At 61.2% G+C, this 23,797-nt stretch carries 21 protein-coding genes; 7 read left to right on the top strand and 14 right to left on the bottom strand.

All coding sequences use genetic code 11. From position 1 onward, the window contains the following. Positions 1–26: 26 nt before the first annotated feature. The 13 genes from ACQKP1_RS17415 to ACQKP1_RS17355 all read right to left on the bottom strand — a co-directional run bounded on the left by ACQKP1_RS17415 (position 27) and on the right by ACQKP1_RS17355 (position 14,587). Positions 27–662 carry an alginate O-acetyltransferase AlgF gene (locus ACQKP1_RS17415; protein ID WP_427276217.1) on the bottom strand — a complete coding sequence of 212 codons (636 nt, stop codon included), beginning with the start codon at positions 660–662 and terminating at the stop codon, positions 27–29. Beyond that, the gene (locus ACQKP1_RS17410; protein WP_427276216.1) at positions 659–2,029 is read right to left on the bottom strand and encodes an alginate O-acetyltransferase AlgX-related protein; all 1,371 of its coding nucleotides are present in this window, start codon (positions 2,027–2,029) and stop codon (positions 659–661) included. The genes ACQKP1_RS17415 and ACQKP1_RS17410 overlap by 4 nt, the downstream gene beginning before the upstream one ends. Next, positions 2,026–2,805, bottom strand: a complete 780-nt coding sequence (locus ACQKP1_RS17405) for a hypothetical protein (RefSeq protein WP_427276215.1) — start codon at positions 2,803–2,805, stop codon at positions 2,026–2,028. The genes ACQKP1_RS17410 and ACQKP1_RS17405 overlap by 4 nt, the downstream gene beginning before the upstream one ends. After that, the gene (locus tag ACQKP1_RS17400; protein ID WP_427276214.1) at positions 2,798–3,925 is read right to left on the bottom strand and encodes an alginate O-acetyltransferase; all 1,128 of its coding nucleotides are present in this window, start codon (positions 3,923–3,925) and stop codon (positions 2,798–2,800) included. The genes ACQKP1_RS17405 and ACQKP1_RS17400 overlap by 8 nt, the downstream gene beginning before the upstream one ends. Before the next feature lie 13 nt (positions 3,926–3,938). After that, on the bottom strand, positions 3,939–5,387 hold the full coding sequence (locus ACQKP1_RS17395) for an MBOAT family O-acyltransferase (protein WP_427276213.1): 1,449 nt from the start codon (positions 5,385–5,387) through the stop codon (positions 3,939–3,941). Between the two features lie 2 nt (positions 5,388–5,389). Further along, positions 5,390–6,898 carry a NosD domain-containing protein gene (locus tag ACQKP1_RS17390; protein ID WP_427276212.1) on the bottom strand — a complete coding sequence of 503 codons (1,509 nt, stop codon included), beginning with the start codon at positions 6,896–6,898 and terminating at the stop codon, positions 5,390–5,392. 9 nt (positions 6,899–6,907) lie between these two features. Beyond that, the gene (locus tag ACQKP1_RS17385; protein WP_203017894.1) at positions 6,908–8,323 is read right to left on the bottom strand and encodes a mannose-1-phosphate guanylyltransferase; all 1,416 of its coding nucleotides are present in this window, start codon (positions 8,321–8,323) and stop codon (positions 6,908–6,910) included. A gap of 59 nt (positions 8,324–8,382) precedes the next feature. Next, a complete protein-coding gene (locus ACQKP1_RS17380; RefSeq protein WP_427276211.1) occupies positions 8,383–9,504 on the bottom strand; it encodes a pilus assembly protein PilZ in 1,122 nt (373 codons plus the stop codon). A 19-nt stretch (positions 9,505–9,523) separates the two neighbouring features. Beyond that, entirely contained in the window at positions 9,524–10,999 is a 1,476-nt protein-coding gene (locus ACQKP1_RS17375; RefSeq protein WP_427276210.1) for a glycosyltransferase, read from the bottom strand. Between the two features lie 11 nt (positions 11,000–11,010). Then, entirely contained in the window at positions 11,011–12,330 is a 1,320-nt protein-coding gene (locus ACQKP1_RS17370) for a nucleotide sugar dehydrogenase (protein ID WP_427276209.1), read from the bottom strand. Positions 12,331–12,575: 245 nt separating this feature from the next. After that, a complete protein-coding gene (locus ACQKP1_RS17365; protein WP_427276208.1) occupies positions 12,576–13,196 on the bottom strand; it encodes a LuxR C-terminal-related transcriptional regulator in 621 nt (206 codons plus the stop codon). Between the two features lie 208 nt (positions 13,197–13,404). After that, a complete protein-coding gene (locus ACQKP1_RS17360) occupies positions 13,405–13,638 on the bottom strand; it encodes a hypothetical protein (protein ID WP_427276207.1) in 234 nt (77 codons plus the stop codon). A gap of 223 nt (positions 13,639–13,861) precedes the next feature. After that, entirely contained in the window at positions 13,862–14,587 is a 726-nt protein-coding gene (locus tag ACQKP1_RS17355; RefSeq protein ID WP_427276206.1) for an AAA family ATPase, read from the bottom strand. A 362-nt stretch (positions 14,588–14,949) separates the two neighbouring features. Between ACQKP1_RS17355 and ytfQ the strand changes: the two genes are divergently transcribed. The 5 genes from ytfQ (at position 14,950) to ACQKP1_RS17330 (ending at position 20,292) form a co-directional block, all read left to right on the top strand. Further along, positions 14,950–15,912: a galactofuranose ABC transporter, galactofuranose-binding protein YtfQ gene (gene ytfQ, locus ACQKP1_RS17350; RefSeq protein ID WP_203017881.1), complete on the top strand. Its 963-nt coding sequence runs from the start codon at positions 14,950–14,952 to the stop codon at positions 15,910–15,912. Positions 15,913–16,017: 105 nt separating this feature from the next. Continuing rightward, positions 16,018–17,541: a sugar ABC transporter ATP-binding protein gene (locus ACQKP1_RS17345; protein ID WP_427276205.1), complete on the top strand. Its 1,524-nt coding sequence runs from the start codon at positions 16,018–16,020 to the stop codon at positions 17,539–17,541. Beyond that, positions 17,538–18,581 carry an ABC transporter permease gene (locus ACQKP1_RS17340; RefSeq protein ID WP_427276204.1) on the top strand — a complete coding sequence of 348 codons (1,044 nt, stop codon included), beginning with the start codon at positions 17,538–17,540 and terminating at the stop codon, positions 18,579–18,581. The genes ACQKP1_RS17345 and ACQKP1_RS17340 overlap by 4 nt, the downstream gene beginning before the upstream one ends. Next, positions 18,578–19,558 (top strand): galactofuranose ABC transporter, permease protein YjfF, encoded by a 981-nt coding sequence (gene yjfF, locus ACQKP1_RS17335; RefSeq protein WP_427276203.1) that lies wholly within the window; start codon positions 18,578–18,580, stop codon positions 19,556–19,558. The genes ACQKP1_RS17340 and yjfF overlap by 4 nt, the downstream gene beginning before the upstream one ends. After that, positions 19,555–20,292 carry a FadR/GntR family transcriptional regulator gene (locus tag ACQKP1_RS17330; protein WP_006724778.1) on the top strand — a complete coding sequence of 246 codons (738 nt, stop codon included), beginning with the start codon at positions 19,555–19,557 and terminating at the stop codon, positions 20,290–20,292. Before yjfF ends, ACQKP1_RS17330 begins: the two co-directional genes overlap by 4 nt. Before the next feature lie 32 nt (positions 20,293–20,324). Here ACQKP1_RS17330 and ACQKP1_RS17325 read toward each other — a convergent pair whose 3' ends face one another. Next, positions 20,325–21,038 (bottom strand): GntR family transcriptional regulator, encoded by a 714-nt coding sequence (locus tag ACQKP1_RS17325; RefSeq protein ID WP_427276202.1) that lies wholly within the window; start codon positions 21,036–21,038, stop codon positions 20,325–20,327. A gap of 260 nt (positions 21,039–21,298) precedes the next feature. Here ACQKP1_RS17325 and ACQKP1_RS17320 point away from each other — a divergent pair, with 260 nt between their 5' ends. Further along, positions 21,299–22,387 carry an ABC transporter ATP-binding protein gene (locus ACQKP1_RS17320; protein WP_427276201.1) on the top strand — a complete coding sequence of 363 codons (1,089 nt, stop codon included), beginning with the start codon at positions 21,299–21,301 and terminating at the stop codon, positions 22,385–22,387. A gap of 31 nt (positions 22,388–22,418) precedes the next feature. Beyond that, positions 22,419–23,708: an ABC transporter substrate-binding protein gene (locus tag ACQKP1_RS17315; protein WP_427276200.1), complete on the top strand. Its 1,290-nt coding sequence runs from the start codon at positions 22,419–22,421 to the stop codon at positions 23,706–23,708. Positions 23,709–23,797 lie beyond the last annotated feature (89 nt).

Here is a 23,797-nt window from a genome sequence, read left to right as displayed (position 1 = left end):
GATAAACCTCCGGAACCTGTCTTCAATTATCGGGCAATGGTGCTGGGAACGGCGACTGCGTCGACCTGATCGCCTTCGCCGGTGACTACGATGGTCACACCGGCGAGCCGCTTGAATTCGACCTTGTCGAGCTTGGCGAGATCCTTGTCGCCTTCGCGAACGACCAGATCGACGGCAAGCGGTGCTCTGAGCGCCACGGACTTCGAGCCGCCGCTGTCGACATCCGAAACGGCTTCTGCGCCTGCCTGGGGCACGAAGAGATCGATCGCGGCCTTTTCGGTGAGGTTGTAGAGCGAAAGCGTCGCCTTGGACGGATTCTTGGTCATATCGTCGACGACGGTCGTCGCACCCGCCTTGGTGACGACGACGGAATAGAACTTGCCGGCGCTCGCCTTGACGCTGCCTTCGCCGAAGCTGGAGGAGACAGGAATGTCTCCGGGCGCCACAGCTACATAGGGCGAGACACCCTCTTCGAGCTGGTTGAAGGCGCTGTTCTGCACGGATGCCGTCGTCGCACCCGGTGCAATCACCCGGACGAAGGCGGAGTTGGGATCGAGCGGCTTTTCATAGAGCCCGCCGTCGTCGGCGAAAGCCGCAGTCGAGAGGGCAAGGGTGGCCGCAAAAGTTGCGAGGGCGAAGCGTGTGGGGACCTTGGTCATCATGACTGTTCTCCAGTTTTGGTCTTGCAGATGGATAGGGTGGTGGTGTCGTCGATCGGAGCGTCGAAGCTGACGGCGACTTTCTCGATCGAACCTTCGGGGAAGCCGCCGAGCGAGAAGAAATAGCGGCCGGTGGAGCGCAGGCGGTCACCGCGTTCGATCGAGCGGGTGCGCACGGTGCCGTCGGCGCCGGTCAGCGTGAAGGTGGCCTTGCGGCTGACGTCACTGCCGATATCGGCAAGGATGACATCGTCATCGCTGAGCTTCGTCGTCGAAAGATCGGCTTTGACCGTGTTGCTGCCGCTGGCATTGGCAGGAATGGCGGGGCTGCATTCGCCGAGCGATGCGGCGACGATTTCCGCCCAGGGGGCTGCACCATACTGGCCGAGATTGTTGTAGATCGGGTTTTCCCAGATCAGGAAACGAGGACGGCGCTCCTGGAACTCGCGGGAGGTGATGTAGGAGAGGATCGAACCGAACTGGTTGCCGCCCGAGATCGAGTAGTTTTCGACCGGGATGCTGCTCCAGTGCTCCAGATAGCCCGAGAAATTGCTGATCGGCTTGTCGGAGTAACTGGTGCCGATCAGGGCAATGGCGGTCTCATCGCCGCTGCCGAAGATGTCCATGGCGCCTGACTCGGCTGCGTCATCCTCGACGCGCACAGCCTCGTAGGTGTGGGCCGTCACGGTCGGCACATGCGAGATGCAGTGCTTCTGCAGCATTTCGCGCATGCTCGAGAATTCTTCCGGCGGTGGCACTTCCCGCATGTCGAAGCGGACCGGGGTCACGTCAGCATAGGCCGGCAATGCCTTCAGCCGGTCGCCGATCGCCTTGGCTGCGACGTCTGCGCCGTGGGCCGTCCAGTGGAAGTCTGCCTGGAAGAAGGAATACTCGCCGAAACTATTGCGATTGTTCTTTCGCATCGGCGTGGCGATGTCGACGGCAGCGACGCCCTTGTCGTTCAGGCGGCGAACGACGTCGTCGTAGATTTCCGTGGCGATCCCGGCATCGAAGCCATAGAGGGAAGCGCGCTCCGGCACGAGTTCCGGAAGAACCTGCGACTTGGTGGGAAGCGGCACATAGATCAGGGTCGTGCCATTCTTCTCCAGGGCTTTCGCCATGGCGGCAAGATGATCGACCGTCTGATCGGTGAAAGCGTGCTGCAGGCGCAGGTCGGCAAGGATACGGAAGAACATTCCATCCTGACCTTCGATCATCTGGAGCTCAGCGATTTCCTCCAGGCTGCGGCATCCGTAGCTGGAGGCGGCATCGCCTTCGGGCATTTCGGCGCGGGCGTGATGGCCGGACGCCACGATGACGGCCGCGAGTGCGGTGCCGGCGAGTATGCGTGTCTTGCGAACTCGGGTCATGGCATAACCTCCATGTTTGTTTCACTGGACTTCGTCTCAAGCTGGGCCAGAAGGTTGCTGGCCGCCGCCTTCATCCCGATGCTGCCGTTCTCCTTGGCGATCGTCAGAAATCGGCTGGCTTGCTCGGTCTTTTCAGGCGTGCGGTCGCGATCGGAGAGGAGAAGCACGGCAAGCTTGAAAGCGGTGTCGCCGCTCTTCTTGCCCTTGCCGGAGGCGAGCAGGGATTCCAGTTCGTCGCGCTTGTCGCCGAACCGCCGGCCCTCGCTGTAGAGCCGGATGAGACCCTCAACCGCCTGGTCGTTTCCTTTGCGTGCCTCCCGCCGAAGGGCTGCTTCCGCGCTTTCAAGATGGGAAGGCGCGAGCTCCAGGCTGTCGTTGCCGAGGATGTCCATCATGTGCCGCACCGCGTAGCCGCGGTCTTGATAGGCGGCGATGGCGAAGTAGTGCAGCGCGTCGGTCGCGAGCTTCGGATCGCCCTGTTTCTGGATCCGCTCGGCCAGCTTGAAGGCGCCGATCCCGTCCTTGGCATCAGCGAGCGACTGAAGCTCTTGATAGGAAACCCGCTTGCCGGCCAGCAGCCGCTTGCGCGCCTCCTGCAAGGCGAGCGGCAGATGCGAGGCAGGCCCCATCGTCTTGCGCTTCACCGGTTTGGCAGGTTCGGCGGCTTCCGGCGGGTTGCGTGGAAAGAGGGGCTTGACCGCATGGGCGGGCGAGGCTGCCATCAGAGGCAATCCTACAAGGGCCGAGCAGAGCAGGCGGACGAGACGATCAGACATTGCCGCCCTCCGTCTTCGTCTCACCGTCACGCTGCCAGAGTGTCTTGGTGCCGAGATAGCGGACCGGGAACTCCCAGACGACGACGGTCGGGTCGGTCTCGTCGAGCGTGGAACCGGCAAGCAGGTCCATCATCGGGACGCCGGGTCCGAGACCTTCCTTCGCCACGTTCACGACATCGGCTTGCAGCGATTGGCGGAGGAAATCGGCGAATGACCAGTTCTCGTTGGCGCTGTAGCTGGTGCCGACGAGCATGACCGGGACGGAGGAATCGTCGCCGAAGATGTCGGCGCCGCTTGCCGCCTCACTGACCCGCGTCCGGTAGATCGGCACGCTTTCCTCCGCCAGGCCGACCGTCGGTGCATAGTCTGGAGAGGTGACGAACTTGGTCAGATCTCCCCACAGGGTCACCGGGGTCTGCCACTGCGCGGTCAGATCCTGCGGGGCAAGATCTATGCCGCTCAGCTGAAGGCTTGACTGGACGGCCTCTGCTGCGGCATTGGCGCCGGCCGGCGACCAATGCGTGTCCGACTTCAGGAATACGTCGCCGAATGGTTTTGCCGTCAGCATCGTGGCGCGGGTGTCCGCGACGATGATCCCCTGTTTCTGAAGAGCAGTCGAAAAGTCGCGATAGGCGTCAGCCATGGCGGCGCTGCGGACGAGGGAGGGCACGTCTTCGGCATAAAGGTCGGACTTTGCCGGCAGCGGTGCGAGCACCAACTGGATGCCTCGGGCTTCAAGCTCTCGCTTGACTTCCACGATCCGCTGGACGGCGTCGTCAATGTCGCTGGGCGAGACGGTCTTGAATTCTTCTGCGGTGAAGAACCATCCGTCGTCACCGACGACGACGCCCTTTCGGCCCGCTCCGAGAAGCGCGTAGCGCGCGTTGCCGAACAGACCGACAGAGGCTGCGCGATGGGGAAGTTCATTCTTGTAGAGCGTATCGAGATCGCGTGTCGCCTCGCCGTCCATGACGTAGGAAAGCGAGAGGTTCCTCGCCTCCGAAGCCTGGGCTGCCGGGGAGGCCGCATTCGTCAGCAGGGCCGAATTCGCATAGAGCGCGTAGCCGAAGAAGGCGGAGGGCAGAAGCAGTGTCGCTGTGTACTGGCGCAGACTGGGCATGGTCTTGCTCCTGTCAGAACTGGAAATAGAGGAATGGTGAGGCCGACTGCTCGGCGAGGCGTGCGATCGTCACCGCCAGGAGAGCGGTCATTGCGAGCGGATAGGCGATCGACGACGTTGCAATCACCGTGCCATCGGCCGCCACCTGCGGTGTCCCGATAAGCGGCACGCGGTCCGGATCGGTCAGGTGCTTGAAGCGGGGCTCCATCACCACGGCCACGACGGCAATCATGATGAAGACGAGGTGCTCCTGGTTGACGCTTGCTAGGAATTCCAGGCTCGGCGCCATGCCGTTTAGTCCGAGCATGCCGGCATAGACCGAGAAGGCTTCGCCAACGCTTGCGGCGCGGAACATGACCCAGCCGATGACAACAAGCAGGAGGGTTGCCGGAACGGTGAAGGCTTTGTTGAGCCCGGCCCGGGCGTATCCCGTGTAACGCTCGATCGCGAGCCATCCGCCATGCCAGGCGCCCCAGAATACAAAGGTCCAGGCAGCGCCGTGCCACAGCCCGCCGAGCAGCATCACGAGGAAGAGATTGAGATAAGTGCGCAGCGGACCCATGCGATTGCCGCCGAGTGGGATGTAGAGATAGTCGCGCAGCCAGGTCGACAGGCTGATGTGCCAGCGCTGCCAGAATTCGGTGATCGAGGCGCTCACATAGGGCGTGTCGAAGTTGCGGACGAACTTGAAGCCCATCATCAGGCCAAGGCCGATGGCCATGTCAGAATAGCCGGAGAAGTCGAAATAGAGCTGCAGCGTGTAGGCAGCTGCACCGAGCCAGCCCTCGACGAAGGTGACGTTGCCTGACGCGAAGGCTGCGTCTGCGACAGGGGCGATCGAGTCGGCGAGGAGGACCTTCTTTGCAAGGCCGATCGTGAAGACACCGAGGCCAGTCGAAAAGAGAGCGAGGCTATGGCTGCGGGAATGGAACTGGTCAGCCAGATCCTTGAAACGGAGGATGGGGCCGGCGATCAACTGGGGGAAGAGCGCAATGAAGGCGGCAAAATCGACGAAGTTGCGGGTTGCCGGCGTGTCCTTTCGGTAGACGTCGATGACATAGCCGACGGCCTGGAAGACGTAGAAGGAAATGCCGATCGGCAGGATCAGGCGCCAGTGGATTCCGAGATCATCGGGCGTCGTGCCGAGCAGGGCGGCAAAGCTGTCGACGAAGAAATTCAGATACTTGAAGACGCCAAGGACGGAAAGGCAGCCCACCACACCAAGTATGAGCGGGATTTTCGCCTTGGCCTGGCCTTCCCACCGCTCGATCATCAGACCACAGCCATAGGCCCAGGCCGTCACGCCGACGAAGAGCAAGAGGAAGTCCGGTCGCCACCAACAGTAAAAGAGGTAGGACCCGATCAGAATGGTCCAGGACTTGAACCGGTCCGGGGTCAGGTAATAGGCAGCCAGGAACAGCGGCAAAAAGAGAAACAGGAAAGTCTCTGACGAGAAAACCATTGTCAGCTCCCGGTCTTGCAGTCCACCGGATCGGCGGACGACGTGTTGGCGTGAATGGTGAGGGCGCGACTGTCCGCGTTGGAGCCTGCGGCTGCCCGCAAGAGATGCGGCACGTACGGGGCGAATTCGCCGTCGAGCAGGATCGGCGACTGGCCGCTAAAGTCATTGGCTGTCAGAGCTACTTCGCTCGCGGCGCCGCCATGGATGCCGGACTTGTTGCCCGTAAACACATTGCCGTCGACGACGACGCGTGCGTTCTCATCCTGGTCGACGATCGAGACACCCGCGCCGGCATTGGCGACGAGATCATTGCGCGAGAGGGTCAACGCGTGGCTGGCGCGCAGCTTGATCCCGACCTGGCTGTTCGACAGCACGATATTGTCGGTGATCGTCACGCAGGCGCTTCGAACAACGGAGACACCGCCGCGTCCATTGCCCGACAGGAGATTGTCGGTGATTGCAATGTCGCGCGCATCGTTGGCAACGAAGATGCCGCTGCCGCGATTGCCGATGAGGATATTGCCGGTGACGTCGATCGAAGAACTGGTGTTCTGCACATCGATCGCCTGGGCCTCGGTGGTGCCGGTGATGACGTTGTCCCGGATTTGTGCCCCGGTGACGCCTTTCAATGCGATGGCCGGACCTGTTCCGCCAGAGAAGTGGTTGTCTGAAACGACCACCCGATGGGTGTTTTCGAGACTGATGCCCGACATGTTCTCGAAGCTGCTATCCGTCAGATAGGAGGCAATCTTGGAGGGGAAGAGGGCGGCGCCAAGCACGGAGAGGCCGCTGGTTGCGCCGGAACCGCCAAAGCCGAGGCTTTTGAAGTGGGCTCGCCGGGCCTGCACAGCGCCGGTCATGGCGGTCGCCACGAAGGGACGGAAGGCGTTGAGACCCGGGTTGGTGCCGTCCGAAGCGGAGAGTTCGCCGCCGTCCACGGTCAGAAGCCCGGAATTCAGGATAAAGGCACCATCCTCCGTCGACAGCTCGAGCGACTGCCCGGGGGCAATCACCAGCGCGGAATCGGACCAAATGACGATCGGCCAATGGGAGACGACTTTCTCTCCCTTCTGCTCCAAAGCGCCGGGATGACTGTTTGCTGCTTCGGCCAGCAACTGGTCGAGCGTCATCGAGCCGCCGCGGATGAAGAGCGCCGGTGCCGCGCGGTTGGCCAGCGCCTTTTCGATCTCGACATTGAAATGCCTTGCCGTCTGCAAGCGCAGCTGGGCCAGCATGAAGTCGATGGGCACCGTATGCAGCTTCCCGGCGGTCGCGAGGCGGTCGAGGGCGAGGGGCGTTTCAGCGCCGTCCTGTCGAACCTCGGCCAAGCGACCGGAGAGGAGCGCGCGCACGTCGTCCTTTCGGGAGGCGGGGTCGCGAAGCTGTCCTCTGATCTCCGAAACTGTCCGGGTCAGTCCGTCCACGTCAGCGTGGCCGAAGCTCTCGGCGCGCAGGCCGGGAGCGGTCGACGTCATCAAGAGTGTCAGAAGAAGAGGGAGCCCCTTGCGCATCGCCATTCCTCAGCTGTGCACGAGTTGCAGGGTGGCCACCGCATCGACGGATGCGGCGACAGCGACTTCGCAGACGACTTCGACCAACTGCATTTCGGTTTCCGGGCCGCAATAGATCGACGCCGCCTCGCCGGCTGGCACCTCGAAATTGTCACCCATGCGCAGCGGCCGTGTGACGGCACCGGTCTTCAAAAGCCCGGATCCTGTCGTCACCGTCACCATGCGGTGTGACGAGGCATCTTCTGCGATCGGCAGCATGGTGCCGGGGCGCAGCGTCATCATTCGCAGCTCGTAGCCCGGGCCTGATTGGACACGGCGGACCTCACCCCAGGCCATCTGGTTGCGCATGTGCTGGGCGAGTTCGCGGCGCTTGATGCTCTCAAGCTTCTTGACGATCTGCTTGACCTGCTGGGCCTGATCCCGCGTCGTGATGAGCAGGGCATCGTCGGTGTCGACCACGACCACATCATCCATGCCGACAACGGCAACCAGCTTGCTCGATGCGCGCACATAGGAGTTGCGAGTGTCGATGCTGATGACGTCACCGCTCAGGACGTTGCCGTCATCGTCTTTCTCGGCGATGTGGTGCAGGGCATTCCAGGCCCCGACATCGCTCCATGCCACGAGCAGGGGAGCAATCACGGTGCGGGGCGAATGTTCGAAGACGATGGACTCGGTTGGCAGATTGGCGGCCGGCTGCAGGGCCTCGGCATTGAGATAGAATGCGTGCTCGGTCTCGAAGCCATGATCGAGCGCGTTCTTCACGGCCTCGAAGGTCGTTGGATCGAGGCGCTTGAACTCTTCGATCAGGACGTCGGCTCTGAAGAGGCTCAAGCCCGAGGCCCAGTAAGCGCCGCCGGCGTCGATGAGGGCCGTTGCGACTTCCACCGGCGGCTTTTCGATGAAGCTCGACACCTTGCGGGCGCAGGTGAGATCCTCGAGGGCGCCGCCGTCGACGATGTAGCCATAGCCGGTCTCCGGGTATTCCGGCGGAACGCCGAAGAGAACTATGTGGCCCTGTTCCGCGGCCCTGCGAGCGGCGAGCACGTTGGCCGGCAGGTCTCCCTTGACGATGTGGTCGGAGGGGATGACGCAGATCAGCGATGCCGGATCGGTCTTGGCAAGTGTCAGGGCGGCTGCGAGCACGGCCGGACCGGTGTTGCGCGAGATCGGCTCGGCGAGAACGCGGGCCGGGCACTTGAGGTCACTCAGCTGGCGTAGCACCGTTGCGACATGGGCGCTGCTGACGGCAACGATCGGGTCGGCGAAGCCCGGCGCGCGATGGCGTTCGACGGTTGCGTGGAAGAAGGTGGTCTCCGAATTGCCGTCGATGCGCTGGAACTGCTTGGGATGTTCCGTGCGCGACAGAGGCCAGAGGCGCGTGCCGATTCCTCCGCAGAGGATAAGGGGATGAACGTCTTGCATGGCTGCTCCTGTGAATCCGTTGGAGTGATTGCGCGGGATAGTCTGCCTGGACGGGCTACTCAGCTTGCCGCTCCTTCGCTGAACCACTGGCCAAGCTTCTGGCGGAGCGTGAAGATGCGCTGGCTGATGATGCGGACGGAGACGGGGGAGCCGACGGCTTCGCTGCCGAGCTCGGTATTCGGCTCGATCAAGGCACGCATCTCGCCTTCGTTGCCAACCGCCGTCAGGGCTTCGGCATTCTGGGCGAGGCTGCCGAAGGCGACCTTGCCGTCCGAGAAACGCAGTTCGGCGATGTCGCCAGAGACGAGTTGCTTGGCCTGATCGGCGGAAACGACGGCCTGCACGATCGGGGTTGCCGTTTCGTCGACGACCTCGACGATCGCGTCGCCGGCCATGACCGTCGAGCCCTCACCGGCGCGGGTCGGCAGGATACGGCAATCGCAGGGCATGTTGACGCTGAGCGTCGTGCCGGAGACCGATTGAAGCGTGTAAAGCACCTCGCCGCGGGTGGCGCCAAGGTCGAGATAGGAAATCTGGCCGCTGGCAATGGCACGCAACGGCTGGCCGCCGGCAGACAGCACCGCAAGCTGCTTCACCTCCTTGGAGAAGACGCGCTCGTAGACGAGGTTGGCGGCGATCCCGGCAAGGGCAAGGCTGAAGGCAACGGTTGCTGCCATCTTGAGACCGCGACCGACGATGTTGCTTATGCTCGCCTGACCCGCCTGCTTCTTGCTGCCGCTGACTGCTGCCCTCTCTCGCAGGGTGATGATGCCATCGACCGAGGTGATGTCACCGGCGATATAGCTGTTCAGGAGGTAACGCAGGGTCGGGAGGTGTTCGCCGGTCGGCTCGAGGAAATCGAGGCGCACTTCGCCTGTTTCTGCATGGGTGCGGCTGATGCGGACATCGACCTGCAGGGAAATCGTGTAGCCATCGAAATCGAAACGCAGGACGGCAATGCGCTCCTTGCCCTCGAGTTCCGGACCGGCAAGGCCGGAGACTGTGGCGGAAACGAGCGAGAGGCTGCGGCCGCTGAACTGGCGACCGTCGATCACGGTGACGAAGGGGATGTTGGTCTTCGGGTGTTCGGTGCCCGTGTCGAGCAAGATCGGGAAGCTTTCTGCCTGTCCGGCGTAGCCCTTGGAAGCGGTGTCGCGTACGGCCTTCGTTTCGATATCCATGGTTACGGTCCTTAACGGGTTAGATGATGTTGCCGACATAGGCCACGCCGAGGATGAGCCATCCGATGGCAAGGCAGTGCATGTAGGTGGAGCTCATGGCGCGCCAGCGCTGGCCAAGTGGGATGGTCCGGTTTGAGCCGGAGCCCGACTGACGGGTCCATCTCTGGCGATCGAGGCGGAAGAGGATGAAGCTCTTGACGATCGCGCCGCCGACCTGGCTGAAATACAGCAGGAAGGGGTAGGTGATCGGGAAGCTCTCGCCGCGAAAGGCCATGATGACCGTGCAGAACAGGTAGCGGGTGAACATGACCCAGGCGATGTAGATCGGCAGGATCCAGGGGCTGACGAAGAAAGCGGCCAAGAGGATGCTCGCGGGGCCGGCCAGCGTCGTCCAGATCGACAGCGCCTGATCGAGGATCGACCACCAGGTGAAATAGCCGATGCGCGAGGCGGGAAGGGCGAGCGCCCGGGCGTTGGTGCGCAGCATGTTGCCGAACCAGCGGGTCATCAGCGTCGTGGCGGATTCGAAGAAGCCGTCCTTGGGCTGGGTCTCGATCGACAGGGTGCAGAGATCCGGCAGATAGAGCATCTTGTAGCCGCGCTGCAGCAGCCAGAACCAGGTAGACTTGTCGTCGCCGGTCAGGAAGTGGACACGGCCGAGACGCCAGTGGTCGATGAAATCGTTGCGGACGAGGTCGACGAAGCCGGGATCGGTCGCAAGGCTTGCGCGAAAGATCGACATGCGGCCGGTAAGGGTGAGCACACGTCCGCCCAAAGACATCGACGACATCATGACGTGGCGCTGCGAGAAGCGGAGGTCGAACCAGTCGCGGAAGAGGCGTCCGCCCTGGGTGTCGCTGAGTTCGTCGGTGGTGACGGCACCGATGCTCGGATCGGTGAAGAAGGGAATGCTGCGGTCAACGACATCATGGGGCACGCAGCTGTCACCGTCGACGAAGATGACGATGTCGTTGCGGCCGGGATTGAGCCTTGCGATCGAGCGGAGCGAGGTTGCGAGCGCGTCACGCTTGCCGGTACCCTCGATCTTGTCGATCTTCAGGCCGACGGTCGCTTCGCGGCCGGGATGGTGGAGGGCAACCGATGCCATGACCCGACGGATGAGGCGCGCATCTGCCTCATCGACGATGGAAGCGACAATGGTCGCGCCGCCGGATGCCCGGAAGGCGGCCTCGAAGATCGAGCGATAAACGCGGGTCGAAATCTCAGGAGCGATTTTGTAGGTCGTGACCAAGAAGTAGGCATGATCCTTCAAACCCCGGGCTTTGTAGGCCTCGGCGGCCTGACGGCGCCGCCGAGGATAGGCGAAGTTGAGGAAATAGGCGGCCCGCGCCAGGTTGATCCCGGCCCAGGCATAACGCCAGGCGCCAATCAGTCCGACGGTGATCAGGGTGCCGGAGACCGCAGATACGGTCGGGTGCGGCACGCTGAGCGCCAGGATCGTCATGGACAAGAGATAGATGACGTGGGCCAGCATATCGGCGCTCCTTACCAGCAGATGCCCTGGTAGGTGCCGGACGAGCGGATGTCCGGCCGGATGCGCAACAGGTCGACCATCGGCACCTTATCGCTCGACTGGTCGAGAGCCTGCATCGCCTCGGCATAGTGATTGCCGACGAGGATGACATCCGAGGAGTCGATGAGGTCGTCGAGTTCTCCGACCAGCCGGTTCTTCAGGTCGATCGAAGTGTCGTTGCCGCGACCGGCCCCGCTCATGCCCTCGGCATAGGCCTGCTGGACGAAGGGGTCGTAGATCTTCAGATCATAACCCTTGGCGATCAGGCGTGACGCGAGGCTCGCCAGCGGGCTCTCGCGCAAGTCGTCGGTGCCCGTCTTGAAACTGATGCCGACCATGCCGATCGTCTGGCCGCCCATCTGGGAAACCATGGTCTCAGCGCGGTCGATCTGGGCTTCGTTGGCTTCGAGGACTGCGTCGAGAAGGGCGCTTTCGACATGCGCTTCCTTGGCCAGATGGCGGAGCGCACGCACGTCCTTGGGCAGGCAGGAGCCACCGAAGGCGAAGCCCGGACGCATGAAGTAGGGGGAAATGTTGACCTTGAGATCCGAGCACAGGATCTTCATCACCTGCTGGCCATCGACGCCGCAGGCCTTGGCGATGTTACCGATTTCGTTGGCGAAGGTGACCTTCACGGCGCGCCAGGAGTTGCTGGTATACTTGATCATCTCGGCGGTCGCGAGCGGCACCGAGTGGCAGACGCAGGGCAGACCGGCATTGATCTCGTGCAGGATCTTGTCGGTCGTCTCATCGATCGCACCGAACACGATCAAGCCCGGATCGTAGTAATCTTCGATGGCCGTGCTTTCGCGCAGGAATTCGGGATAGTAACCGACGCCGAAATCCTTGCCCGCGATCAGGCCAGACGCGGCTTCCAGTGCCGGGATGCAGACCTTGTCCATCGTGCCGGGCACGATGGTCGAGCGAACGACGACCGAATGAAAGGCTTTCTTACGGGCAATAGCCTCGGCGATGGCCTCGCAGGCCTTGACCACATAGGTCAGGCCGACGGAGCCATCCGGCGCACTCGGCGTGCCCACGCAGACAAAGGATAGATCGGTCGCGGCGATCGCCTCGTCGATATCGAGCGTGGCCCGGAGGCTGCCATTGGCCACCGTCATCTCGATCAGCGGTTCAAGGCCCTTTTCGACAATGGGGGTCTTGCCGCGATTGATCGTATCCACCTTGGCAGGATCTATATCCACCGCGACCACTTCATGGCCGTCCTTTGCCAGGCATGCCGCGGCGACGACGCCGACATAACCGATCCCAAATACGCTGATCCTAGCCATTTGCTGCCCTCTATCCGGTCGGCAGAACCCGAGCTTGGGGCTTGCCGATTGTTAACTTCCGTTAATGTCGGCTGTAGAATTGGCAGTATTGCTGTCCTGATCAAAGTCAGGAAAATACGACGTTTGTCAGGAATTTCCCGTCTTCTAAAAAGTAAATTTCAGAATTTCATGATAAATAGAAAATTAAAACGCAAAAAAGCCGCAATCAAAATGACGCGGCTTTTCTAATGTCTATGTGGAAATTACTAGTGCTGAAGCCAGCCTACGCTTATTGCATAATTTACAATATCTGATCTTGTCCGAAGATCGAGCTTTTTTATTGCTCTATACTTATATGTCTCGACCGTCTTTGCGCTCAGCTGAATGTCAGCTGCGATCTCTTTCATCGCTTTGCCGAGTGCCACATGGCGAAGGACGAACTCTTCCTTCATGGACAGCTTCCGCTGGTCGATTGCGCAGGGTCTGGACGGTCGATCCGACAGCGCGAGCACTGTTTCGTCGATGACGACATCTCCGGCATGGACGCTTTTGATCGCGCGCAGGAGGCGTGGGCTGGCAACCGTCTTCGTGACCACACCACTGTAGCCACGGTTTATATAGGTCTCTCCAGACTGCGTTTCTCGCGCATCACAATAAGCGATCAGCTTGGTCCTGGCGCGAAGGTCCTGCAGTTGCAGGCCGCATTCGGAGACCAGTCCGTCCAGGAAGTTCGGGTCTGCCACGATCACGTCGGGCTCGAGCTTTTCGATGGCTTCGCACAGCTTTTGATTGCGTTGCGGCAGGATAATCGCATGCAGTTGGCGGGTAGAGTTGATGAGGAAGTTCAGCCCGTCGATGAGAACCGGGTTGTCGTCCAGAACCAGCACCCAGATCTTGCTAGTGTAATCCATTGCAGCTCCAATCTTTCGACAACGCCACAAAACCCTTCTCCGGTCACAACCGGTTGAACAAGTCTCACCCACCTAGCCAAGTGCGGGAATGGTCCGGGAGAACGTCCATGGTGTCAAGATGTTGCAGTGCCGCGAAAATTCTAGACAAATTGTTGGGCTGCAAATCCGGTTTTGGCGTGTCATGTCACTTTTGCGAAAAAATACGTATTTCTATCAGTGCATTAGTTGACTTCTCAGCGCGCCGCAAATCGGTTGCGAATGGTACCAATGCAATTTTGCGCTGCGAAAAATTGTATCTTTTTGGCGCACCAGCGGTCCTTTCGATAGCTGCTTTATAAGGAATGACAGATGAGAATTTCGCGTGGGCCGGGCTCAAGGCCACTATGAAATCCGGCAGGAATGTGGCGATTTCGCCCATCGCCCGCGCTGTTCCGTCATCTCTTACGTCGCAATCTCCTTGTTGCCTTTCACGACGCCTGACGGAATCGTGATTTGGCGAAGGCTAGAGAAGTTATCGGGCAAAATTGCAGCAGCGACATCGCTGTCGCAAAATGACCAGAAAACGAAAGGAGGCGCCGGGCTGTTGGCCGCGACGCCTCGCAAGAATTTCTGCTTCCGTTGGTTGTGTTGTGATGGAGCCCTCAGGCGGCGGTCTCCAGTGTCTGCAGATTGCGTCTTGCAGCGCAAGCAGGGGCTGCTGCCTTGCCAATATTGACGTGCGACAGGACCTCGTCGGCGAAGGCCCGTGCGTTCAGGATTGCCTTTTCGCCACCCGCGGTCGGGGCATTGTCGAGCTTTCGAAGCGGGCGATGCATGTCGAACATTTCCCGGAATGCGGCGCGTTCAGCAATCGGTGTGTCGAAGACGCGGATGTCCTGCTCCGACAGCAGACGCTTCACCGCCTGCATCGAACGAGTCGTGATGGCCGGATTGACCCGGGACAGGACGACGGAATGCGGAATGCGAATGCCCGCCTTGCGGTCGAGGTAGCGCAGGAGATCAAGCACCTGGGCGCCTCCCTGCGCGTCCATGCTCGAGCCCTGGATCGGAACGATGACGTGGTCCGATAGTCCAACGGCCGAGGCGAGCAGGGGTGACTGGAGGCCGGGAAGGTCGACGATGACGAAATCCCACTGGCTGCGGCGCTCGTGGACGATCTTTTGAATGGTTGGTGCGGAGACATAGGTCTCGACGGAAAGCCTCGGCATCAATGCAGCGCCTTCGTACCACTTGGAGAACCACCGCTGGGGGTCGGCGTCTATCACGCAAACTCGGTAGTTGCGGTGGAGAAGTTCGGTGGCCAGAAGAAGGGCCGCAGTCGTCTTTCCTGCGCCGCCCTTCGTATTCGCGAAGGTGATCACTGCCATTTGGTATTCCTGTCTCGAATAGCGGGAGCCGGAATCGCTCATGCGGAGGCACAGCCATCGTGCATCGGGAAATATAAAGAAAACTGGTTAACAGGAAATTACGAAAATTGGGGAGGCGTCGCTGTAACCCCTGTATTTCAGGGCTTTCGCGTTCGCCTGCTTTGCCTATACTCGGCCAGTGCTTTTTGACCATGTTAACCTTTCGGCCCCCGAGGTCCTGACGAGGGGCGGCGAAGTGTAGCTCAGGATTATGCTGCAACGCACAACATATAATAGTACTTTTGCACTTTACAGGTCTCGAAGCTTTGCCTATGCATAATGCCAGGCACCGTGGAGGCGGTGTCTTTTCAAGGGAGGACATCATGACATTTCTTCGCAAGCTTGCGCTCAGCGCAAGCGTGATCGCACTCGGCTGCTCGTCTGCCATGGCTGCAGACCTGACCGTCGGCTTCTCGCAGATCGGTTCGGAATCCGGCTGGCGCGCTGCTGAAACTTCCGTCACCAAGCTCGAAGCTGAAAAGCGCGGCATCGAACTGAAGTTCGCCGATGCCCAGCAGAAGCAGGAAAACCAGATCAAGGCCATCCGTGGCTTCATCGCCCAGGGCGTTGACGCCATCCTGGTTGCTCCCGTCGTCGCAACCGGCTGGGAAGACGTTCTGACCGAAGCCAAGGAAGCCGAAATCCCGGTCATCCTGCTCGACCGCGGCGTTGACGCTCCGCAGGATCTTTACCTGACCTCGGTCGCTTCCGACCAGGTGAAGGAAGGCCGTGTTGCCGGCGAATGGCTGGTCAACACCGTCGGCGACAAGCCGTGCAAGGTGGTCGAGCTGCAGGGCACCGTCGGTTCGACGCCTGCCATCAACCGCAAGAAGGGCTTCGAAGAAGCGATCGCCGGCAAGTCCAACATCTCGATTGCTCGCAGCCAGACCGGCGACTTTACCCGCGCCAAGGGCAAGGAAGTCATGGAAGGCTTCCTGAAGGCAGAAAATGGCGGCAAGGACATCTGCGCGATGTATGCCCACAATGACGACATGGCCGTCGGCGCCATCCAGGCGATCAAGGATGCCGGCCTGAAGCCGGGCACTGACATCCTCGTCGTTTCGATCGACGCCGTTCCGGATATCTTCGCTGCCATGGTTGCCGGCGAAGCCAATGCGACCGTGGAACTGACCCCGAACATGGCGGGTCCTGCCTTCGACGCGCTCGACGCCTTCCTGAAGGACGGCAAGGAGCCGGAGAAGTTCATCATCACGGAATCCAAGCTCTACACGCCTGCGGACAACCCGCAGGGCGAGTATGACAATCGCAAGGGCCTCGGTTACTAAGGTAACCCTCCCGGCAGAGACCCCGCCCTCCCTGGTGGCGGGGTCTCTGTCGCTTTCTCGCGGCATCGTCGTGGGCTAGCTTCGTGGGAGTGGGGGAAGAGGCATATGACCGAGCATTCATCGATCGTGCTTGCGGCGGCGGGCATCACCAAGACATTCGGCAATCATACGGCGCTCGACGCTGTCGATATCGCGTTTCATCGCGGCGAAGTGCATGCGCTTCTCGGCGAAAACGGTGCCGGTAAATCCACGCTGATCAAGATCCTGACCGGTGCCTATATCCCGGATGGCGGGACCATCACCGTCGATGGCGAGCCTGTGAATTTCACGACGCCGCAGCAGGCCCAGACGCTCGGCATCGGTACGGTCTATCAGGAGGTCAATCTCCTGCCGAATATGACCGTCGTCGACAATCTGTTCATTGGCCGGCAGCCGACCAACCGCCTTGGTTTGGTCGACAAACGTCGTATGGAGCGGGAATCGCGCGAGATCCTGGCGACCTACGGCCTCGACATCGACGTGAAGGCGGAGCTTTCGACATTCTCCGTCGCCGTCCAGCAGATCATTGCGATCGCCCGTGCCGTCGAGCTCTCCGGCAAGGTGCTGATCCTCGACGAGCCGACTGCCAGTCTCGACCGGTCCGAGGTCGAAAAGCTGTTTAGCATCGTCCGGCAGCTGCGCGACCGTGGTCTCGCGATTGTCTTCATTACCCACTTCCTCGACCAGGTCTTCGAGCTCTCGGACCGCGTGACGGTCCTGCGCAACGGACGTCTCGTCGGCACCCAGGCGATTGCCTCGCTCGACCGCACCAGCCTGGTGCGCATGATGCTCGGCAAGGACCTGGCATTCCATCACCCCGATGTTCTCGGTGAAGAGGCTGAAGTCGGCGAGACGCTGATGGAATTCGAGAACTTCGGTCTCTCGAACAGCGTGCAGCCCTTCGATCTCAAGATCCATCGCGGCGAAGTCGTCGGTGTCGCGGGTCTGCTCGGCTCGGGTCGTACCGAGATGGCGCGGCTGATGTTCGGCATCGACCAGGCCGACAGCGGCTCGATCAAGATCGACAGTTCAAGCCGCCAGGTGCGCAATCCGCGCGAGGCGGTCGAGCTCGGTTTCGGCTTCTGCCCTGAGGATCGCAAGATCGACGGGATCTTCGGCGACCTCTCGGTGCGCGAGAACATCGTGATTGCCATGCAGGCCCGGCTCGGCTGGTTCAAGGCGCTCAACCGCGACGAACAGCTGGAGATCGCCGGCAATTTCATCGAGGCGCTCGACATCCGCACGGCGTCTGCCGAGCTTCCCGTCAAGCTTCTCTCCGGCGGCAACCAGCAGAAGGTGATCCTTGCCCGCTGGCTTGCTACCGATCCGCGGTTCCTCATTCTCGACGAGCCGACGCGCGGCATCGATGTCGGCGCTCATGCCGAAATCGTGCGCATGATCAGCCGGTTGCGCGAAGACGGCCTCGCGCTGGTCGTCATCTCGTCCGAGCTCGACGAAATCGTCAGTTATTCCTCGCGTGTCGTCGTCATGCGTGACCGCAAGATGGTCGCCGAACTGCATGGCGCCGACATCACCCCGGGTGTCATCGTCCAGACCATTGCCGCCCAGCCGGCGGAGGCCGAGGCATGAAAAGGCTTTCCATGTCCCGCATCATTTCCCCACAGCTTCTGGCTCTTGCCGGCGTGCTGTTTTTTAACTGGCTGGTCTTTCCCGGCTTCTTCAATGTGACCTGGCAGGATGGCCGGCTGTTCGGCAGCCTGATCGACGTCATCAATCGTGGTGCGCCGGTGGCAATCCTGGCGATCGGCATGACCGCGATCATTGCCACCAAAGGCGTTGACCTCTCGGTCGGTGCCGTGATGGCGGTTGCCGGAGCTGTGGCTGCGACCTCGGCCGTCGCCGGTCAGCCGCTGATCGTGACGCTCGCGGCAGCGCTTGCCGTCGGGATCCTGTGCGGTCTGTGGAACGGTATTCTGGTCGCCTATCTCGGTATCCAGCCCTTCGTTGCAACACTGGTGCTGATGGTGGCCGGACGAGGAGTGGCGCAGCTGATCACCGAGGGCTCGATCGTCACTTTCTCCGATCAGGCGCTGATTTTCGTCGGGACCGGCAATCTGTTCGGTCTGCCTATGCCGGCTGTCATTGCCATCGTGCTGATGGTGGTCGCGCATTTCGTGATGCGCCGGACAGCCATCGGCCTGTTCATCGAAGCCATCGGCATCAATCTGTCGGCCGCCAACTATACCGGTCTGCGCAGCAAGGTCGTCATCCTCGCCATCTACGCCTTCGGCGGCTTCTGCGCTGCTACCGCGGGCATCATCGCCGCTGCCGATATTCGTGGGGCCGATGCCAACAATGCCGGCCTTTGGCTCGAACTCGACGCCATCCTCGCGGTCGTCATCGGCGGCACATCGCTGCTCGGTGGGCGCTTCTCGATCCCGATGTCGGTGCTCGGCGCAATCATCATCCAGGCGATGAACACGGGTGTTCTGGTCTCGGGCTTTCCGCCGGAATTCAACCTGATCGTCAAGGCGGGCATGATCATCATCATCCTGGTGTTGCAATCGGCCCGGATCGCCCAAGTGCTCGGGCGCAAATTCGGCCCGCGTCAGGCACCCGCCACGACACCGACCCAGACCAAGACCCAAACTTCGGGACAGGCACGATGAATCCGCGTTATCGCCCTCTCGCCGCGACCACCCTCATCTTCGTGATCGCCTATGCCATCTGCATCTTCCAATATCCGGGCATGTGGTCAACGCGCGTCTTCGGCAACTTTCTGACCGACAACGCCTTTCTCGGCATCGCTGCCGTCGGAGCGACCTTCGTCATCATTTCCGGCGGCATCGATCTCTCCGTCGGTGCCGTGATCGGCCTGACAGGCGTCATTACGGCCATCCTCATTTCCTGGGTCGGCCTGCATCCCATGGCGGTCTTTGCGATCGTTCTGGTTCTGGCCGCAGCCTTCGGGGCATCCATGGGGGCGGTCATCCACTTCCTGCAGGTGCCGCCCTTCATCGTGACGCTGGCGGGCATGTTCCTGGCGCGCGGCATGGCCTCGGTGCTCAGCCAGGATTCCATCCCGATCGATCACGAGTTCTACCGGACGATTTCCAGCCTATACTATCGACTGCCCGGTGGTGGGCGCCTGAGCTTCATCGGTCTCTTGATGCTCGCCACCTTCATCGTCTTCGGGTTCATCGCCCACAAGACGCGGTTCGGCTCCTATGTCTATGCGATCGGCGGCAATGCCAATTCGGCCTCGCTGATGGGCGTTCCGACCGGGCAAGTGACCATCGGCATCTATGCCCTGTCGTCCTTCCTGGGCGGGCTCGCCGGGATCGTCTACTCGCTTTACACTTCGGCGGGCTACCCGCTGGCGGCGGTCGGCATCGAACTTGACTCGATTGCAGCCGTGGTGATAGGCGGAACCCTGTTGACGGGCGGTTATGGTTTCATCTTCGGAACCCTGATCGGGGTCATGCTGCAGGGCCTTGTCCAGACTTACATCGTCTTCGATGGGACGCTCTCCAGCTGGTGGACTAAAATCGCCATCGGGTTCCTGCTGTTCATGTTCATCTTGCTTCAGAAGCTGGTGTTTACCGCGCAGACCGGGCGTACGCGCCTGAAGAAGGCCCCTGCATGAGTGAGCCGGGGAGCCTTCTTCGCTCCCTGTCCGGGCGGTCGACGGCGCGTAACTACCATTCGCATGTGATCAACGAAATCGGGGCCGGGGTTATCTCCGGCCGTTATCCGATCGGCACCACTTTGCCGAACGATGCCGAATTGATGGAGGAATTCGAGGTCTCGCGCACGGTGTTGCGCGAGGCCTTGAAGACTTTGGAGGCCAAGGGGCTGCTCGAAGCCCGCCCGAAAGTGGGCACTAAGGTCGCCAAGAAGAGCCGCTGGAGCCTTTATGATCCGCAGGTTCTGGCCTGGCATCTGGAAGCCCCTGTCGATGCCGAGTTCCTGTCGGGTCTGCACGAGGTGCGCCGCTCGCTGGAGCCGCAGGCCGCGGCCGAAGTGGCACGGCGCCGTACCGCCGACCAGATCCGCCTGATGCTCTACTGGATCCACCAGATGGAGACCTCGCTCGGTTCGCTTCAGAATTTCGCGCTCGCCGATTTCGAACTGCACCGCATCATCGCCGACTCGGCTCACAATCCTTTCGTGCGGGCGCTATACGGCGTCATCGAGCTGGCCCATGCGCTGGCCTACAAGGCGCTGATGGCGGCGCCGGATCCATGCCTTCTGGATGCGCTCCTCGAGAAACACCGGTTGCTGGTCAACCGGATCGAATATGGCGACGAAGCCGGAGCGAGAGCCGCCATGCTCGAAACAATCGAGCACGATCGCAAGGTCGCGCAGCGATCCGGCTGACATGGTCTTAAGACCCGCTCGAAACGACGAGGTCAGAGGGCGAGCGCGTCCTTGAGCGTGCGGGCTTCGGCCATGGTGAGATCGAGATCGGCCTCGATGTGATCGATGTGATGCAGCATGAGATGGGTCGCCTTTTTAGCGTCGCCCTTTTCCAGCGCATTCAGGATTTCGTCGTGCTCGTCATGTCCGCAGCTGGAAATGCCTGTGCGGCCATAAAGCGCGATGACGAGGGATGAGCGGGCGACGAGCTCGTCCATGAATTTTTCCAGCACCTGATTGCCAGCCACCTTGGCCAGCATGAGGTGGAAATCGCCCGATGCCTTGATCTCGGCGCGTCTTGCATTCGCGCCGCGTTCGGTGCGGTATCGCGCCTCTTCCTTCAGGTGTTCGCGCAGGGCTGCGATATCTGATGACGTGATGCGCTCGGCAGCGGCCGCAATGATGCCGGCCTCGATCAGTCGGCGCGATGCGAAGACCTGGCGTGCTTCTTCCGTGCTCGGATTGGATACGAAGGCACCCCGATTTCGCTCCGTTTTCACCAATCCCTCGAAGGCCAGCATCTGCAACGCGTCGCGCACGACCGTCCGGCTGACGTCGAAAAGCGTGCCGACTTCGGCTTCGGAGAGCTTTGTGCCGGGGGCTAGGCGTCGGTCGACGATCGCGTCACGTAAGGCGTCGCGGATCGCGCGGGCGCGGTCTTCGAGATTGGGGTCAAGTTGCCTGCGGAGTGAGCTGTTGGCGGTCATGGGATCATCCGGTGTCTGATAGTCTTGTAGCCCGCAGATCGAACTTGCGAAAGATCTATCCGACACCAAGTCTCCGTAAGATTGCATACAATTTGGATCGTAAGTTGACGGCAATCGATTAATTGCTGTGCATGCATTCGTGTCAGTTGCTCATTCCTTTTGCGCTGCAACAATTGCCCTCATGGGATTCAAGCACTTAGCGGCGAGGCGCGGAACTGGCACGGCTTATGCATCGTCCCTGACGAGACGAAGGAGCCGTCATGACGAAAGCCGCCGAGATCGAACTTGCTGCCGTGACCAAGGTTTACGGTGCTGCGACTGCAGTTCATGCCATCAGCCTCAAGATTCCGGCCGGCACTTATTGCTGCCTGCTCGGACCCTCTGGTTGTGGCAAGACATCGACGCTTAGAATGGTCGCCGGGCATGAAAGCGTGTCATCCGGCGATGTGCTCTTCGGCAATTCAAACGTGACGGATCTGCCGCCAGCAAGACGTGGCACGGCGATGATGTTCCAGTCCTATGCGTTGTTCCCCCATCTTGATCTTGTCGACAATGTTGCGTTCAGCCTGAAGATGAAGGGTGTCGACAAGGAGACGCGCCGTGCGCAGGCGCTGGAGATGCTCAAGCTGATGCAGCTCGAGCCCTATGCCGAGCGTCGTCCGGCCCAGCTCTCCGGTGGTCAGCAGCAGCGCGTGGCGCTGGCGCGTGCCCTGATCACAAGGCCCGAGGCTTTGCTGCTCGACGAACCCCTCTCGGCGCTCGATCCGTTCCTCAAGATCCGCATGCGCGCCGAACTGAAGAAACTGCAGACCTCCCTCGGCATCACTTTCGTGCATGTGACTCACAGCCAGGAAGAGGCGATGGCGCTCGCCGATCTCATCGTCGTGATGAACGAGGGACGTATCGAACAGGCAGCGACGCCACGCGCCGTCTTCGAGCGTCCAGCGACCGCCTTTGTCGCCCGCTTCATGGGAGACCATAACGTCCTGTCCGGGCGCATCGTCGAACGCACGGCCGAGGGTCTCTTCATCGAGGTGATCGGTGGCGGGAGGTTCTTCGCGCTCGGCGCCGCGCCGGTCAAAGATGACCAGGCCGACATCGCCATCCGGACGGACCATGTGCGCATCGGCGGCGTGCCGGCCGATGGTCTCGGCTTCGACGGTATTGTGTCGAATGTCGAATATCTCGGCGCCAAGGTGAAGCTGACCGTCACCACCGCTTTCACCGACGAATTCACCGCCGTGCTTTCGGACGCGGCCTTCTTTGCCTCTCCGGTTCGCGTCGGGGAAGGCGTCACCCTGTCATGGGATCAGCCGGATTCGATCGTCCTTGGACGCATCGTGAAGTGAAACCAAACCAATAAACCAGGAGAACAGCGCAATGTCAGACAGCAGCAAGACCAAGAAGGGCGTATCCCGCCGCACGTTCCTGAAGACCGCATCGGCCGCTGCCGGCCTCGCCGCCGGGTCGGGCGCGATCACCGGCTTCCCGACGATCTGGGCGCAGAACCCGATCACGCTTCGCCAGTTCGGCACGGGCGTGTCGAACATCAATGCGATTGCCCAGAAGTGCAAAGAAGACCTCGGCATCACGCTTGAGATGACGGCGACCGATTCCGACGCCGCAGCCCAGCGCGCCGTGACCCAGCCGAACTCCTACGACATCGCCGACATCGAATACTGGATCCTGAAGAAGGTCTATCCGACAGGCGTCATCCAGCCGATGGAAACCTCGAAGCTCAAGTTCTACGACAAGGTCGTTCCGCTGTTCAAGAACGGCAAGCTGCTGCCCGATAACGTGATCGCGCAGGGTACTGCCCCGCATACCGTCGGTTATGTCGAAAGTAAGGATGCCAAGACCTTTGCATCCGGCGAGACCGAACTCTTCACGATGATGCCGACCATCTACAATGCCGACACGCTCGGCATCCGCCCGGATCTGGTTGGCCGCGAGATCACCTCCTGGGCCGACATCATGGACCCGGCATTCAAGGGCAAGACCTCGATCCTCAACATACCCAGCATTGGCATCATGGATGCCGCGATGATCTGCGAAGCCATGGGTATCATCAAATATGCCGACAAGGGCAACATGACGAAGGAGGAGATCGACACGACGATCGAATTCCTGATCAAGGCCAAGCAGGACGGCCAGTTCCGCGCCTTTTGGAAGTCGTTCGACGAGTCGGTCAACCTGATGGCCTCTGGCGAAGTCGTCATCCAGTCGATGTGGTCGCCGGCCGTTGCCGCCGTGCGCTCGAAGGGCATCGCCTGCAAGTATCAGCCGCTCAAGGAAGGCTATCGCTCGTGGGGCGGTGGTCTCGGCCTTGCCGCCCACCTCACCGGCGCGCAGCTCGATGCGGCCTATGAATACATCAACTGGTACACGTCGGGTTGGGTCGGCGGCTACCTCAACCGTCAGGGCTACTACTCCGCCTGCATGGAAACCGCGAAGGAATTCATGTCCGCCGACGAGTGGGGTTACTGGATCGAGGGCAAGGCCGCGGCCGGCGACATCATGTCTCCGGAAGGTGCCGTCATGGAGAAGGCCGGCGCGGTTCGAGACGGCGGCTCCTTCGAGGAGCGCATGGGCAAGGTCGCCTGCTGGAACTCCGTCATGGACGAAGACCGCTACATGGTCCGCCGCTGGAACGAATTCATCGCGGCTTGATCTTCTAGCCGCGCTCGCCCCTCATCCCCCTGCCGGGACCTTCTCCCCGCAAGCGGGGAGAAGGGGGCGAGCCGCCGACCGCGCCACAA

Origin of the sequence: Allorhizobium sp. NPDC080224, from assembly GCF_050281005.1 — a bacterium.
In the GTDB taxonomy this organism is placed as follows: domain Bacteria; phylum Pseudomonadota; class Alphaproteobacteria; order Rhizobiales; family Rhizobiaceae; genus Allorhizobium.
Note: the sequence above shows the minus strand (reverse complement) of the source record. Positions and strands in the feature narration are given on the sequence as shown.

Bases quoted from the DNA above. Each gene is read 5' to 3' on its own strand.
- ACQKP1_RS17345 (WP_427276205.1), top strand. From the start codon at position 16,018: ATGACCGAGCATTCATCGATCGTGCTTGCGGCGGCGGGCATCACCAAG.
- ACQKP1_RS17325 (WP_427276202.1), bottom strand. From the start codon at position 21,038: ATGACCGCCAACAGCTCACTCCGCAGGCAACTTGACCCCAATCTCGAA.
- ACQKP1_RS17400 (WP_427276214.1), bottom strand. From the start codon at position 3,925: ATGCCCAGTCTGCGCCAGTACACAGCGACACTGCTTCTGCCCTCCGCC.
- ACQKP1_RS17315 (WP_427276200.1), top strand. From the start codon at position 22,419: ATGTCAGACAGCAGCAAGACCAAGAAGGGCGTATCCCGCCGCACGTTC.
- ACQKP1_RS17370 (WP_427276209.1), bottom strand. From the start codon at position 12,330: ATGGCTAGGATCAGCGTATTTGGGATCGGTTATGTCGGCGTCGTCGCC.
- ACQKP1_RS17405 (WP_427276215.1), bottom strand. From the start codon at position 2,805: ATGTCTGATCGTCTCGTCCGCCTGCTCTGCTCGGCCCTTGTAGGATTG.
- ACQKP1_RS17410 (WP_427276216.1), bottom strand. From the start codon at position 2,029: ATGACCCGAGTTCGCAAGACACGCATACTCGCCGGCACCGCACTCGCG.
- ACQKP1_RS17330 (WP_006724778.1), top strand. From the start codon at position 19,555: ATGAGTGAGCCGGGGAGCCTTCTTCGCTCCCTGTCCGGGCGGTCGACG.
- ACQKP1_RS17415 (WP_427276217.1), bottom strand. From the start codon at position 662: ATGATGACCAAGGTCCCCACACGCTTCGCCCTCGCAACTTTTGCGGCC.
- ACQKP1_RS17320 (WP_427276201.1), top strand. From the start codon at position 21,299: ATGACGAAAGCCGCCGAGATCGAACTTGCTGCCGTGACCAAGGTTTAC.
- yjfF (WP_427276203.1), top strand. From the start codon at position 18,578: ATGAATCCGCGTTATCGCCCTCTCGCCGCGACCACCCTCATCTTCGTG.
- ACQKP1_RS17355 (WP_427276206.1), bottom strand. From the start codon at position 14,587: ATGGCAGTGATCACCTTCGCGAATACGAAGGGCGGCGCAGGAAAGACG.
- ACQKP1_RS17390 (WP_427276212.1), bottom strand. From the start codon at position 6,898: ATGCGCAAGGGGCTCCCTCTTCTTCTGACACTCTTGATGACGTCGACC.
- ACQKP1_RS17380 (WP_427276211.1), bottom strand. From the start codon at position 9,504: ATGGATATCGAAACGAAGGCCGTACGCGACACCGCTTCCAAGGGCTAC.
- ytfQ (WP_203017881.1), top strand. From the start codon at position 14,950: ATGACATTTCTTCGCAAGCTTGCGCTCAGCGCAAGCGTGATCGCACTC.
- ACQKP1_RS17340 (WP_427276204.1), top strand. From the start codon at position 17,538: ATGAAAAGGCTTTCCATGTCCCGCATCATTTCCCCACAGCTTCTGGCT.
- ACQKP1_RS17360 (WP_427276207.1), bottom strand. From the start codon at position 13,638: ATGGGCGAAATCGCCACATTCCTGCCGGATTTCATAGTGGCCTTGAGC.
- ACQKP1_RS17375 (WP_427276210.1), bottom strand. From the start codon at position 10,999: ATGCTGGCCCACGTCATCTATCTCTTGTCCATGACGATCCTGGCGCTC.
- ACQKP1_RS17385 (WP_203017894.1), bottom strand. From the start codon at position 8,323: ATGCAAGACGTTCATCCCCTTATCCTCTGCGGAGGAATCGGCACGCGC.
- ACQKP1_RS17395 (WP_427276213.1), bottom strand. From the start codon at position 5,387: ATGGTTTTCTCGTCAGAGACTTTCCTGTTTCTCTTTTTGCCGCTGTTC.